The sequence below is a fragment of the Stutzerimonas sp. VN223-3 genome (genome assembly GCF_045999685.1).
In the GTDB taxonomy this organism is placed as follows: Bacteria; Pseudomonadota; Gammaproteobacteria; order Pseudomonadales; family Pseudomonadaceae; genus Stutzerimonas; species Stutzerimonas stutzeri_AR.
In genome coordinates, this window is record NZ_RBEC01000001.1 from 1,121,722 (window position 1) to 1,134,517 (window position 12,796).

A 12,796-nucleotide genomic window follows, 5' to 3' on the forward strand; every position below is an offset into this window, starting at 1 on the left:
AGCCGGGCATGAACTGACATCCTCATGCAGGCAGGCATTGTCGTGGAACATTGTTTGCCTTATTAGCTTATTAATCCTTAAAGACTATATAAGGCATGCTAATCAATCATCCATGCGAAACTAAAGCCTATGGTCAGACGCAACCTCAACGATCTCTTGTCCTTCGTCACTGTTGCCCGTGAAGGCAGTTTCACGCGTGCCGCCGCGCAGCTGGGTGTCACGCAGTCGGCGCTCAGTCAGGCAATAAGTGGCCTGGAAAAACGCCTTCGGATTCGGCTGCTCACACGCACAACGCGTAGCGTCTCGCCCACGACGGCGGGGGAACGGCTTTTACAAGCCATTGGTCATCGCTTCGACGAGATCGAAGCGGAATTGGACGTGCTGACGGAGATGCGCGACAAGCCAGCGGGGACGGTGCGGATCACCTGCGGCGATCATGTTCTGCGGACCACATTGCTGCCGAAAATCACCCCTTTGCTGCTGGAGTTTCCTGACATCAAGGTCGAGTTCGACGTCAATTACGGCTTTAGAGACATCGTGGCGGATCGCTTCGACGCGGGTGTGCGTTTGGGCGACACCATCGACAAGGACATGATCGCGGTACCGATTGGTCCGAAACTGCGCATGGCGGCAGTTGCATCACCGTCCTATTTCGTCAAAAACCTCATGCCAAAAACGCCGCACGATCTCACGACACACCGCTGTATCAACATGCGGTTTCCTACGCATGGCGGGTTATATGTTTGGGAATTCGAGCGCGGGGACCAGCAGTTGAATGTCCGTGTCGATGGCCAGATCGTTCTCAACAGCACACCGCACATCGTTCTCGCGGCGCTCGAAGGACTCGGCATTGCGTTCCTCCCCGAGGACGAATTTGCCCCGCACATCGAGGAAGGTCAGCTCGTACGAGTGCTGGAAGACTGGTGCGCGCCGTTTGAGGGTTTCTATCTGTACTACCCAAGCCGGAAGCAGCCCTCACCGGCGTTTACGCTGGTTGCCGACGCGCTGCGTGTCGCAACACCAGGCACGCCTAAACGCCGCTAGGACATGGCCAGTTTCGCGCGCCTCGGTAGTTGCCAGAATGCCCAGGCGGACGCATTTCGCAAACATTAGGATTCAGCGATGATTGCCCGTAAGTGCATGCCGCAACATACTGATTTAATAGGTAGACCACGGCCACCCCGTTACGGAGAACCCGAATGCAACCGCTAGCGACAATCATCAACCTGCTTGGAGCAAGCGCTTTGCTTATTAGCCTTACAGGCTGTGATGCAGCAGAAAAGTCTGCTCAACGTTTGGCTGAAAAAGCGGAACAAGCTGTTCAGGATGTAGCGCGAGAAGCTATCAGCGGCACAGTCAATGAGCTCAATAAACAAGTGGATGATTTTCAGCAATCAACCAACGAATTTTTAGGCAAGCCATTGGTGCAGCCTGAAGAGGACGTACAACCTGACGAAGTCGATTCAGAGCAGCCGATAATAGCCAGCCCCAAGTCAGCCATCGAAACCTGAGTTTCCCAAGCTACCTTCCAGTCGCCTGATTAAAGGGTTGCTCCGCGTAGCGTCGTTATGTGAAAAGGTTAAAACAGATCAAGCCCGCAACCATCGTCCTAGCAGTGTTTGATATGGATGTGATTTGCAGGCCCATTAAGCGCCATCACAGGCCCTAACTAGCCACAATCCGAGTTTCTCAATGGAATCGCTTCTACTGCTATTTTCCGAGCCCACCACCTGGGTGGCCCTGGCCACGCTGATCGCCATGGAGGTGGTGCTCGGCATCGACAACCTCATCTTCATTTCGATCTTGACCAACAAGCTCCCCGAGAATCAGCGGGAGCGTGCACGGCGCATCGGTATTGGCCTGGCGCTGGTGATGCGGTTGGGTCTGCTAGGAACCGTGGCCTGGATTGTTCAGCTAACCGAGCCTGTTTTCGAGCTGATGGGCAACGCCTTTTCCTGGAAAGACATGATCTTGATCGCTGGAGGTCTGTTTCTGCTGTGGAAAGCAACCAAGGAAATCCACCACAGTATGGACCCCACGCCTGGCGGTGACATGTTCGAAGGCAAGCCGCTGGAGAACGCGGTGACGATGGGTTTCAGTGCTGCAATTGCGCAAATTCTGGTGCTCGACCTGGTGTTCTCCATCGACAGTATCATCACCGCTGTAGGGATGACTGAGCACGTCCCGATCATGGTTATCGCCGTAATATTTGCGGTCACCGTTATGCTCGTTGCCGCCAATCCGCTAGCTAAGTTCATAAACGACAACCCGTCAGTCGTGATGCTTGCCCTGGGTTTCTTGCTGATGATCGGTATGACCCTTATTGCCGAAGGCTTCGGTGCCCATGTTCCCAAGGGCTACGTCTATGCAGCCATGGCGTTCTCAGCGGGTATTGAGGTGCTTAACATGTTGTCCCGGCGCGCAAAACGAAAGCAGCAAAACTCAACTATCTAAGATGCGCGTGCTGGGCGTAGCGGGGAACCCAGCGTTAGCCACATGCTTTTCCGAAACTACTCGACCAGCCGCCGGGGTGCGGCGCGGAGCGACCAAAGCCGAGGCGGTCGTAAGCAATGACTTCGTTCGGTGGCCATCGCGAGGCGCTCGGGAAAGTCGCCCCACAGTTCCACACAACCTTCCGACAAAAAAGACGCGGCCCCTATGGGCCGCGTAGCTCCGTCACGCCACAATCCGATACCGCAGGTTGGCAATAGCCGGACGCTGCCGCGTCGAGATGCCTGCTTCAGCAGTTAGCCACCGCCGCCGGTGCCTGCTGCGCTGTCTTTTCCCGGTCACGCAGGAGGAATCGCTGGATCTTGCCGCTCGGGGTTTTCGGGAGCTCACTGACGAACTCGATCTCGCGCGGATAGGCATGGGCGGACAGGCGTTGACGCACATGTTGTTGCAGCTGTTCGGCCAGCGCCTTGTCGCCCTGTTGGCTGGCATGCAGCACAACGAAGGCTTTTACCAGTTCGGTGCGCTCTGGATCCGGCTTGCCGATTACCGCCGCTTCGATCACCGCCGGATGTTCGACCAGGGCGCTTTCCACATCGAAGGGGCCGACGCGGTAGCCGGACGTGGTGATCACATCGTCTGCGCGGCCCACGAAGCTGATGCTTCCGTCAGGATTCAGTTCCACCGTGTCGCCGCTCAGGTAGTAATTGCCAACGAAGGCCTTGGTCTTGGTGCCCACATAGCCCGCGAACCAGAGCAGCGGCGAGCGTTGGCGGTCCAGCGCGAGCATGCCAGGCGTGCCGGGTTCCAGTTCGCGTTGCTGATCGTCGAGCACCACGACGTGGTGCCCGGGCATGGCGTAGCCCGCCGTACCGATGTTGACGGCGTGACTCAGCGCATGGTGGTTGCACAGCACCATGCCGAGCTCGGTCTGGCCGTAGTGGTCGTGGATAGTGCAGCCGAGGCCGCTCTTGAACCAGCGGATGACCTCGGGCGTGAGCGGTTCGCCGGCGCTGCTCACGGCGCGCAAGCGGCCCTTGATCTTGCCTTCCACCTCGTCGCGGGCTGCCAGCAACAGGCGGAATGCAGTGGGTGAGCCCGCCATGTTGGTGATGTTGTATTCGCTGACGACGCGGCACGTGCTGTCGACAGTGAAGCCACCTTCGTAGAACAGCGTGCTGTGGCCCATGGCGAGCGGTCCGGTGACGGCGTAGTACAGCCCATATGCCCAGCCCGGATCGGCGATGTTCCAGAAGTTGTCATCGGGCCGTAAGTCCACCGCATCCCGCATATAGGTGACGAAGGCGACGATGGCCTTGAGCGGCACATGCAGCTGTTTCGCCGGCCCTGTGGTGCCCGAGGTGAACATCGCGAGGAAGGGTGCTTCGCCGCCCAGCAGCACCGGCTCGAACTCGGCCGACTGGCGATTCACCTGGGTCCAGAAATCATCAGCACTGTCACCTACGACCAGGCGGCGTGGCGCGGCTTCGATGGCGTCCAGCTTCTCGCTGTTTGTAGTGTCGGTGACGACAATCTTCGCGCCGGATTCCTTGATGCGATGCTCGACCGCTTTGGGGCCGAATGCAGTGAACAGCGGCTGATAGATGGCACCGATGCGCCAGGTGCCTAGGATGGTGATCAGCAACTCCGGTGTGCGCGGCAGAAGACCGGCGACGGTATCGCCCGGCTTTATGCCGTAGCTGTTCAGGAGATTGGCGAAGCGCGCCGCAGCTTCCTTGAGTTGCGCGAAGGTCCAGGTGGCTCGCTGGCCATCGCGGCCTTCCCAGATCAGGGCAACTTTGTCTGAGTCTGCATGGCGGTCGCAGCACTCAACGCAGGCATTCATGGCGGACAGGTCGCCGGCAAGGATGGATGAGACTGTCTGATCGTAATCGAACTCACTGGCCGCAGTTGCATGATCGCGCATGGCTGGCTCCTGGGTTTCTTGTTATTGGATCTCCGGATATTGGCGCTGCATGGCCCACGCAACAATGGCAAAAGCCACCAATCTGGATGAGCGGTTTGGACAAATGTCGCGGGCTTGGCGATTCGTTGGGGCAGGGCGGTGCATGCCAGTCGCCGAGCATGTTTGGTCAGAGCTGGCACCCAGACCTTTTCGGTGTGGTTGACTCAGCCCTGCAGGTTTGTTGCCTTCTTCCAGGCAGTCTGGATCGGTTTACATGGAGGAGATGCGCTTACCGCCAAGTGACACGCGGCTAGCACTAATCGACCAGAACGGCCTCGAATCTTTGAGCCATTCACGGCTAAATCGGAGGTGATCCATGAGTATCGATCCGCTCGATAGACCCCATAACCAGCAGCCCGTGCCGGGGCAGGGCCAGAACCCCAGCCATTCCCCTGAACCTGACTTCATTACCGATAATCCGGATGTCCAGCCAGGTTCCGGCAATGGCACAAAACCTTCAGAGCAGCCAAGTAGATCGCCAGACACCGACCCGAACGAGCCGGGTCTTGGCAATCCGCTTCCTTGATCTGTTCAGAGAAACCGAGCCCAGCCTTTGCGCTGGGCTTTTTGTTCGGACAGGCCTATCGCGATGAGCCACAGATCCTGCACTACTGTAATAATGTGATTCGGCTTACTGCCCCAACGAATACCGGTAGATTCCGTCCCCTTGGAGGCGCCATGGCTCGACTCACAGCTACAGAAAAACGAGCGGTATTTACTGAAATGCATCGTGCAGGGTGCTTTTTGCTACCCAATCCCTGGGACGCGGGCAGTGCCCGTATCCTGGAGACGCTCGGCTACAAAGCGCTAGCGACTACCAGTTCTGGCTATGCGTGGTCGCAAGCACAAGCTGACGGTCAGTTATCCCGCTTCGATACTCTGAGTCATATGCGTTACATGGCCGCCATCAGCGATCTTCCTATCAATGCCGACTTCGAAAGCGGTTATGCACTCACCGCCGAGGAGGTATTCGAAAGTGTCAGCATGGCGGTCGATACCGGTGTGGCCGGTCTATCGATTGAAGACTCGACAGGCGACCCAAAACAGCCGTTGAGAGACAAATCGGAAGCCGTGGAGCGCTTGCAGGCAGCCCGTGCAGCTATCGATGCAAATGGCGGCGATACCCTCTTGGTCGGGCGCGCAGAAAACTACTTCGTGGGTCGCCCCGATCTGGACGATACCATCGAGCGTTTGCTCGCCTATTCGGACGCCGGAGCAGACTGTTTGTATGCGCCTGGCCTCAAGACGCGGGAAGAAATTCAGGCGGTTGTCAGCGCAGTAGCACCAAAACCCGTGAACGTCCTCATCGGCTGGGCCAGTGACTTGTCGGTACAAGATCTGGCCGATCTTGGCGTGAGGCGAATCAGCGTCGGCGGTGCCTTGGCCCGAGCAGCTTGGGGCGGTTTTATCACCGCGGCCCGGACGATGAGTGAACAGGGTCGATTCGATGGATTTATCGATACGCCCTCGGGTGCGGAGCTCAACAAACTGTTCGGTTCGACAACCCCTCGCTGAGGTCGCATTGGGCAATATGGCGCGCCGCTCAGTGTGGGTGCGCCATAGGAGGTTGCTACGCTTCGGAAACGCGCCGGCTCAGGCTTTTGCAACCGTTACCGGCTGCGGCAAAGTGAATCCCTTCAACGGCAGCTTTAGCGAAACCACTGCGGCAATCAAAAGCAGCACACCTGAACTACCAAAGGCGAGCCAATGGGTACCGAACTGCTCGAACCCCCACCCGCCTAGCCAAGAGCTGATCATGGCCCCGACCTGATGGCCTAAATAAGCCGTTCCGTACATCACACCGACCAGCCGCACGCCATAGACGTCCGCGAGTATGGCCGACGAAGCTGCGATACTGCCCGCCCACACCATTCCTCCAATGGCCGCCGCGATGTACAGCTCCCAATGGGTCCCCACCAGCAGCAGCGCAAAGAATCCCAGGCCCCGGATGAAGTAAATCGCCCCTAGGATGTTCCGTCGAGGGAGCCGGTCGGACAGTCGACCCAGTACCAGTGTTCCGGCAATGGCCACGAGGCCGATAAGCCCGATGCCGTAGGAACTCGTCATGGCATCGAATCCGTGATCCATGAGCATAGGCACACCATGAGTTCCAAGAAGATTCATGCTGTACCCACATGCGAACAGGCCGAGCACGATTTTCCAGAAAGGCGACGTGCGCATAGCGGCACCGAACGTGAGCTCCACAGGCGCCGCATTGTTAGCTGGGGGCGCAGAACCAGGTGTTGCGGGAAGCAGATCTGAGTTTTGCGGCACCTCGTCCTTCATGATGAACAAGGCTGCTGGCACGGTTACTACAGCGAATGTAATAGCGAAGCCAACAAGGGTGGTTTGCCAGTCAAATAACGTAATAGACAGCGTCAGCAGCGGCGTCAGTACCGCCATACCAGCCATTGAGCCAGTGGACAGAAAGAACAACGCCATACCACGTTGCCGAGTAAACCAGCGACTAATGACCGGCGTCAGCGCCACTGGGCTGGTGAACGCAAGACCAATCGAGAGCAGCACACCGAATGACAGTAAAAAGGTGAAAGGCGTACGCGCAACGACCGTCCATATCGTTGAGGCAACAACTATGGCCGTTCCGAGCAACAGCACGGAGCGTGTTCCAATGACCCCCACCAAGTATCCCGCCAGAGGCATCGCTAGGCCATAGAACAGCATGCCAACCCCAACGATAGTGGCCAGAAGACTACGGCTAAAGCCCAGATCTTCCGCCATTGGCAGGAAAAATGGCCCGATCCCGAGGCGCATCCCAACTGTCAGCAGCGTAAGGACCGTGGCAGCAGCGACGATGTTCCAGCCGTGATACCAGCTACCTTTTCGAAGGGATGAAGACACAGATCGCACCTCTGAAATGGATTCCTAAGTTGCTGAGCCGAAACTAGCAAACAATCCTGCGTCCGACCTTAAGTATTCTTCGTAGGAATATTCCAACCATTCAGATTCGCCATGAGGCTGATTCGGCAGAAGCGGCCGCGCCGGCGGAAGATCAGGGACTACCAATTGGCCATAAGGTCCGCAACAGCATAGGGCTTGCAAACAGCAAAGGCACAGACATAAGCCGCGTCGCAGCGAGCAAACTGCTGCTTACGAGAGCCCATACGGACGGCCAGATGAAAAAACCTTCTGCTGGAATATTGATAGCGCTGGCAGAGTCGCAATTGGTGGCGCCGCTAACTGCTCGCGATATCCTCGTCTCAGACAAAGCCGATCCAGCGGCCAGCTATGAGGATCGAAAGCCAAAGAATGGCGGATGCGGCGGCCAGGGCGCGAACTCGGACAGTTGGCTGGCCGCACAGGGCGGCATCAAAGCGCTCGCCGTGATGCTGGAGTGCGATGTTACAGATCGCCAGCACTAACAGCGCGGCCTTGCAGAGAAAGGCTGGATTCTCTACGTACTCCGCTGGCTTCACTGAGAACAACCAAAGCCCCGTTATCACCGCAAGTGTCGTGCCCGTTGCCGCTGCGCGTACTAGAAAGGGGCCAAGGACCGGCAGATCCCGTCCGTGCATTGAACGCAAAAGGAGCAAATCGAGCGGCAGGATCGCGCCTAGAAGTAGCCCTATGCCAAGGATGTGAGCTGCATTGACGACCAGATAGGCTATCCAGTACTCCTGCAGGAAGACGGCACCGGGCCAGCCAGCAATCGACTGCAGAAAAACAGTCATCGCCGTGTCGTCATTCCTTGATTCGTTCCGGGTACATGTCGTACTGCTTGCCGCCGACCGTAATGCGCACGGCTTTCATATGCGCTTCGTTCGGCTCTTTGGTGCGGTTGCCGAGGACGGTGATGTCATCTCCCTCCTTAGCGGTATCGCCGGTGAAGCCGGAACGTTGCGTCTGGTTCGGATTCCCCAGATCGACTCGCCATAAACGACCGTCTTGAGCCTTTACGCGCAAGACCGGATGAGGTGGCGCCATCGAAATCTCGGTAATCGTGCCCTTCAATTCCGACTGCTCTTCTTCCGCCCAGGCCCAACCGTGATGAGCGAAGGCCTGCGTTGTAAACAGCACCATCGCTGTGACGCCAAGCACTAAGACCATACGCTGCGCAGCATCGCGCGCCGTGATTGATCGGGTGGCGGTTCGGTTTTCGCTTGATACCGACATAACCATGCTCCTTTGCTGACTAGATAAATGAGAGTTCGGCACATTGAACGCAGTTCCCGGTTTCTGCTGGGCTACCTGCTTGTTTTCAAACTGCAAAATCTGTGGAGCTGCATCGGCACCTTCGTGCTGAGCGGGTTGGTAATTGTTTTTCGGCGGTTGGTCGGCGCTGGTCAGAACGCTGCTGATGCCTATATCAAGAATATTTGTACAATTAATTGGCCGGAAACCTGTACGATCCGAGGGTCTTGTAGAGTATTTGCTTTTTTCCCTTCATCGGTATCAGACATGTTCAACAGAAAGCTAAAACGAGACTTGGCCGAAATGCGCGAGGAAGTCGCGACCAATCGGCAAATAAAGGATTCGCTGTACAGAGAGTTGATGATCATGGAGATCGACCCGCAGGGCCGGGTTCAGCATGCCAATCCGCTCTTCCTCAGTGAGATGGGCTATCAACTCGATGAGCTCGTTGGTCGTCCAATCGATAGCTTCTTTTCCGATGAATTTCGCAGGGAGCCCAACTACGCAAGCCTGAAGATGACAATGCAACGGGCCGAGCATATAAATGGCGCGTTCCGGCTACTCAAGGCGAACGGAGAGGAAGCCTGGCTTCGCTCGATCTGGCAGCCAATCAAGCGCTCGGATGGGTCATTGCAGCATTTTGCCCTCTGTGCCAGTAATCTGACCCGCACGATCGCTGCGTCTCGCGAGCATGAAAGTGTGATCAGTGCGCTCAGGCGCTCGACCGCAGTAATCGAATTCGACCTGAGCGGCCATGTACTGAACGCGAACGATCGCTTCCTCGAAGGCATGGGCTATCGACTGGAGCAGATCAAAGGTAAGCATCACCGCATGTTCTGCGAGCGAGAGGAAAGCGACTCCGCGGCATATCGCGAATTCTGGATCCGTCTAAACCGCGGCGAATACATCGCAGAACGCTTCAAACGCATCGACGCCAATGGTCGTGTCGTCTGGCTCGAGGCGTCTTATAACCCGGTGCTCGATGCATACGGCAAGCTGTACAAGGTCATCAAGTTCGCCACGGTGATTACCGATCAGGTCAACCGCGAAATGGCAGTCGCCGAAGCCGCGACCATCGCCTATGGCACTTCACAACAGACCGACCTCAGTGCCCAGCGAGGCGCGGCAGTGGTGCAGCAGACCGTAAACGTCATGCGCCAGATTGCAGTGCAGATACAACAAGCATCCAATGGTATAGAGGCGCTGGACAAGCAATCGCAACTGATCAGTGCGATCCTGAAAACCATCAGCGACATTGCCGACCAGACCAACCTGCTGGCGCTCAACGCGGCGATCGAAGCGGCACGCGCCGGCGACCAGGGTCGAGGTTTTGCGGTAGTGGCAGACGAAGTCAGGCAGCTTGCGGCACGAACCAGCAAAGCCGCCAGTGAAATCGTTGGCGTTGTAGGAAAGAACCAGGACCTGGCGCAAGCCGCCGTACACAGCATGTCGGCCAGTCGCAACCAGGCCGAAGACGGTCTGGAACTTGCCAACCAAGCGGGCGCAGTCATCGTCGAAATTCAGGACGGCGCGAAGCGGGTCGTGAACGCGGTGGGCCAGTTCGCCAGCCAGCTCAAGACTTAAGATGGGGGCAGGTTCAGCGGCAGTCAATGCGCGCGTTGCGCCATCCAGCGCCGGTACTGGCGAGTACGCGAGGCGTTGGCCATTTGCTGCATGATCAGTGCTCGCCATGGAGATACCTTCGGGTTGGGGGTCTTGTTCAGACTGTGTTTGCTCAACTGAAATTTGACGACCGCCATGTTAGCCAGCGATGCCAGGGCCTTATTCTTCCAGGTTATGGGTGGCAGCTGTGGGGCGCTGTTCTTGCCGAGATGCCAATCGCGCGGCAGAGCCGGATCGATGGCCAGGGCCGTGCCGATGCCGACCATATCGACACCGCTATTGATTACCTGCTCAGCCACCGGTCGACGGCGGATGCCTCCCGTGACCATCACGGGCATCTTCGCGACCTTCCGGATATCACGGGCGAACTCCAGAAAGTAGGCTTCTCTCGCCAATGTGCGACCGTCGCGGGCTTCGCCCTGCATGGCAGGAACTTCATAGCTTCCGCCTGACAACTCGACCAAGTCGACATCTTGGTTGTTGAGCAGCCTCACTACCTGCTCGGCATCCTTGGCACTGAAACCACCACGCTGGAAATCCGCGGAGTTGAGTTTCACGGCAACCGAGAAACTCGGTGAAACCTCTGCCCGCACGGCTCTGAGGATCTCCAGCAGAAGGCGGGCTCGGTTCTCGAGGGAACCACCCCACTCATCCGTTCGTTGATTGGTAAGGGGTGACAGGAACTGGCTCAGCAGGTAGCCATGGGCCGCGTGGATTTCCACACCGGTAAAGCCGGCCAGCTCGCCGAGGCGGGCGGTGCGAGCGAACCGTCGGACTACCTCGTCGATGACCTCCGGCGTCATCTCGCTGGGCGTGTCGAAGTGCTTGGACATCTTGCCCAGATTCAGCGGTACCGCCGACGGCGCCCAAGTCTTCTGCCCGAGATTGGCGCGCATCTGGCGGCCGGGATGATTGATTTGCAGCCAGAACTGCGCGCCCTTGGAGCGGCCGATCCGGGCCCAACGCTTGAACTTATCCAACTGCTTGTCATCCTCCAGCACCACGCCGCCGGGGCCCGTCATGGCGCGGCTATCGACCATCACGTTGCCCGAGATGATCAGGCCGGCACCGCCATCGGCCCAGGCCTGATACAAGCGCATCAGCCTCTCGGACGGCGCCTGGTTGTCGTCGGCCATGTTTTCTTCCATGGCGGCCTTGGCGATACGGTTCGCAATGCTGGAGCCGTTGGGGAGGATCAACCCGTCGAAAACGCTCATGAATGACTACCTCGTGTGATGTGGAGCGACCTTAAGATTAAAGTTGACTTTAATGTCAAGGCCTTCTTTGCGGCTGAGGCAGACCGCTGTTCCAGACTCAAAGAGCCGGGCAGGAGCCGAAAGCGATGCGGTGCATCCGACAGCCCAGCGCCATGAACGGCGCTGCATGGCTGACATGAATCGCAACGAATAAGCCCCCAAAAGTCCCTATCGATACGCTTGACCTTAAAGTTTAGTTAAACGTTAGGGTGCGCGCAGCTGGCCACTAGAGGTGTGCCAGTGCGACGCAGATAACTTGGTTTCTGCTCGCATATCAGCCATAGCGCAAGCGGAGACAGAGAATGAAACTCGGAAATATTGTGGTGATAACAGGCGTGCTCCTGAGTGCTGCTACAGCTCCCTCATGGGCGGAGGCGCCTCTCGAGGCCGCGCAACGCGACGGCAAGACCAACCTTGGCGGTCGCGAAGTGAGCGTGGCGGCGGGTGGGCTGTATGACCGCTATCAATCGAACCCGCCGCTGTCGGTGATCGCCGCCGAGGCTCCGGGCATCGACCTGAGCTGGTTCAAAGAGCTGAAGAAAACCAAGGTCGACATGGGCTTCGAGTCCTATTCGCCCAACTTCTACTACAAGAACAGTAGAGTGACGGCCGTCTTCACGGCAGACATAGACCGGCTGAGGGAACTCATGCCCGCCGAGGTTCTGAAAGAAGTCCGGCCGCTTCAAGTATGGCCCGGCCGTGGGCTGGTCGCATTCACCGCCTATGCCTACGAATACTGCGACAACGACAGTTACAACGAGATCGCGCTATCGATCGTCACCAACAAGCCCGGTCGTTCGAACCTGGGACCCGTCACGCTGATCGGTCAGTCCATATCCAAGGACTTCTGGGGCTATGTGCTCAAGCTCCCAGTGAATACGGAGCTGGCCGAAGTCAGGGGCGTGGTGGGCTATAACCTGCCCAAGTGGCTGACCGGCATCAATTTCAGGGAAACCGACAAGTCGGTGGTCTTTGAACTCATCGACCAGAAAACAGGCAAAGTCGACGTCACCTTCGAAGGCGAGAAACTCAGCGATCTCTCGGATGAGATCGACATGGTCACCAACAGCTTCACCAATATCGGTCACGATGGGGAGTTGGCCTATGGCTATGCGGTTTCACGCCAACAACGCCATGCGTCCAGCTCAAACGAAGACTCGGTAAAGCTCATGCTGAGCGGTGGAAGCCTGTCCGGCTACATTGAATCGCTGGGTCTGGGAAAAATGATGAAGTATGAATACGTTCCCGAATTCCAGAGCGCCTTGTATGCCCCCGAACCCTTGACGGCCATGCTGGAGCGCGACTGAGTCCATGCGGATTCCAGTAAAAAAGCCAGGCCGTCACGGCCTGG

The 12,796-nt window shown here is 57.5% G+C and carries 12 protein-coding genes; 7 read left to right on the plus strand and 5 right to left on the minus strand.

All coding sequences use genetic code 11. From position 1 onward, the window contains the following. Positions 1 to 129: 129 nt before the first annotated feature. The 3 genes from D7241_RS05190 (at position 130) to D7241_RS05200 (ending at position 2,454) form a co-directional block, all read left to right on the plus strand. Entirely contained in the window at positions 130 to 1,044 is a 915-nt protein-coding gene (locus tag D7241_RS05190; protein WP_408100577.1) for a LysR family transcriptional regulator, read from the plus strand. Between the two features lie 155 nt (positions 1,045 to 1,199). After that, positions 1,200 to 1,511, plus strand: a complete 312-nt coding sequence (locus tag D7241_RS05195) for a hypothetical protein (protein WP_408100578.1) — start codon at positions 1,200 to 1,202, stop codon at positions 1,509 to 1,511. A 181-nt stretch (positions 1,512 to 1,692) separates the two neighbouring features. Next, complete coding sequence (locus tag D7241_RS05200; RefSeq protein WP_408100579.1) at positions 1,693 to 2,454, plus strand: TerC family protein; 762 nt, start codon at positions 1,693 to 1,695, stop codon at positions 2,452 to 2,454. Between the two features lie 286 nt (positions 2,455 to 2,740). Here D7241_RS05200 and D7241_RS05205 read toward each other — a convergent pair whose 3' ends face one another. After that, positions 2,741 to 4,378, minus strand: coding sequence for an AMP-binding protein (locus tag D7241_RS05205; RefSeq protein ID WP_408100580.1), 1,638 nt, complete (start codon positions 4,376 to 4,378; stop codon positions 2,741 to 2,743). 355 nt (positions 4,379 to 4,733) lie between these two features. Between D7241_RS05205 and D7241_RS05210 the strand changes: the two genes are divergently transcribed. Further along, positions 4,734 to 4,943: a hypothetical protein gene (locus D7241_RS05210; protein WP_408100581.1), complete on the plus strand. Its 210-nt coding sequence runs from the start codon at positions 4,734 to 4,736 to the stop codon at positions 4,941 to 4,943. A gap of 152 nt (positions 4,944 to 5,095) precedes the next feature. Beyond that, positions 5,096 to 5,932 carry an oxaloacetate decarboxylase gene (locus D7241_RS05215; protein WP_408100582.1) on the plus strand — a complete coding sequence of 279 codons (837 nt, stop codon included), beginning with the start codon at positions 5,096 to 5,098 and terminating at the stop codon, positions 5,930 to 5,932. A 78-nt stretch (positions 5,933 to 6,010) separates the two neighbouring features. On the opposite strand, the gene D7241_RS05220 is transcribed toward D7241_RS05215, so the two are convergent. From D7241_RS05220 to D7241_RS05230, 3 genes are all read right to left on the minus strand, one after another. Then, complete coding sequence (locus D7241_RS05220; protein ID WP_255981681.1) at positions 6,011 to 7,276, minus strand: MFS transporter; 1,266 nt, start codon at positions 7,274 to 7,276, stop codon at positions 6,011 to 6,013. Between the two features lie 359 nt (positions 7,277 to 7,635). Continuing rightward, entirely contained in the window at positions 7,636 to 8,106 is a 471-nt protein-coding gene (locus D7241_RS05225; RefSeq protein ID WP_408100583.1) for a DUF2214 domain-containing protein, read from the minus strand. Between the two features lie 10 nt (positions 8,107 to 8,116). Then, positions 8,117 to 8,644 (minus strand): DUF6152 family protein, encoded by a 528-nt coding sequence (locus tag D7241_RS05230; protein ID WP_408100584.1) that lies wholly within the window; start codon positions 8,642 to 8,644, stop codon positions 8,117 to 8,119. 189 nt (positions 8,645 to 8,833) lie between these two features. Between D7241_RS05230 and D7241_RS05235 the strand changes: the two genes are divergently transcribed. Next, a complete protein-coding gene (locus D7241_RS05235) occupies positions 8,834 to 10,150 on the plus strand; it encodes a methyl-accepting chemotaxis protein (RefSeq protein ID WP_408100585.1) in 1,317 nt (438 codons plus the stop codon). Positions 10,151 to 10,173: 23 nt separating this feature from the next. On the opposite strand, the gene D7241_RS05240 is transcribed toward D7241_RS05235, so the two are convergent. Then, positions 10,174 to 11,406, minus strand: coding sequence for an NADH:flavin oxidoreductase/NADH oxidase family protein (locus tag D7241_RS05240; protein ID WP_408100586.1), 1,233 nt, complete (start codon positions 11,404 to 11,406; stop codon positions 10,174 to 10,176). A gap of 341 nt (positions 11,407 to 11,747) precedes the next feature. On the opposite strand from D7241_RS05240, the gene D7241_RS05245 reads away from it, so the two are divergent. Beyond that, positions 11,748 to 12,752 carry an acetoacetate decarboxylase (ADC) gene (locus D7241_RS05245; protein ID WP_408100587.1) on the plus strand — a complete coding sequence of 335 codons (1,005 nt, stop codon included), beginning with the start codon at positions 11,748 to 11,750 and terminating at the stop codon, positions 12,750 to 12,752. Positions 12,753 to 12,796 lie beyond the last annotated feature (44 nt).

Bases quoted from the DNA above. Each gene is read 5' to 3' on its own strand.
- D7241_RS05190 (WP_408100577.1), top strand. From the start codon at position 130: ATGGTCAGACGCAACCTCAACGATCTCTTGTCCTTCGTCACTGTTGCC.
- D7241_RS05195 (WP_408100578.1), top strand. From the start codon at position 1,200: ATGCAACCGCTAGCGACAATCATCAACCTGCTTGGAGCAAGCGCTTTG.
- D7241_RS05200 (WP_408100579.1), top strand. From the start codon at position 1,693: ATGGAATCGCTTCTACTGCTATTTTCCGAGCCCACCACCTGGGTGGCC.
- D7241_RS05205 (WP_408100580.1), bottom strand. From the start codon at position 4,378: ATGCGCGATCATGCAACTGCGGCCAGTGAGTTCGATTACGATCAGACA.
- D7241_RS05210 (WP_408100581.1), top strand. From the start codon at position 4,734: ATGAGTATCGATCCGCTCGATAGACCCCATAACCAGCAGCCCGTGCCG.
- D7241_RS05215 (WP_408100582.1), top strand. From the start codon at position 5,096: ATGGCTCGACTCACAGCTACAGAAAAACGAGCGGTATTTACTGAAATG.
- D7241_RS05225 (WP_408100583.1), bottom strand. From the start codon at position 8,106: ATGACTGTTTTTCTGCAGTCGATTGCTGGCTGGCCCGGTGCCGTCTTC.
- D7241_RS05235 (WP_408100585.1), top strand. From the start codon at position 8,834: ATGTTCAACAGAAAGCTAAAACGAGACTTGGCCGAAATGCGCGAGGAA.
- D7241_RS05240 (WP_408100586.1), bottom strand. From the start codon at position 11,406: ATGAGCGTTTTCGACGGGTTGATCCTCCCCAACGGCTCCAGCATTGCG.
- D7241_RS05245 (WP_408100587.1), top strand. From the start codon at position 11,748: ATGAAACTCGGAAATATTGTGGTGATAACAGGCGTGCTCCTGAGTGCT.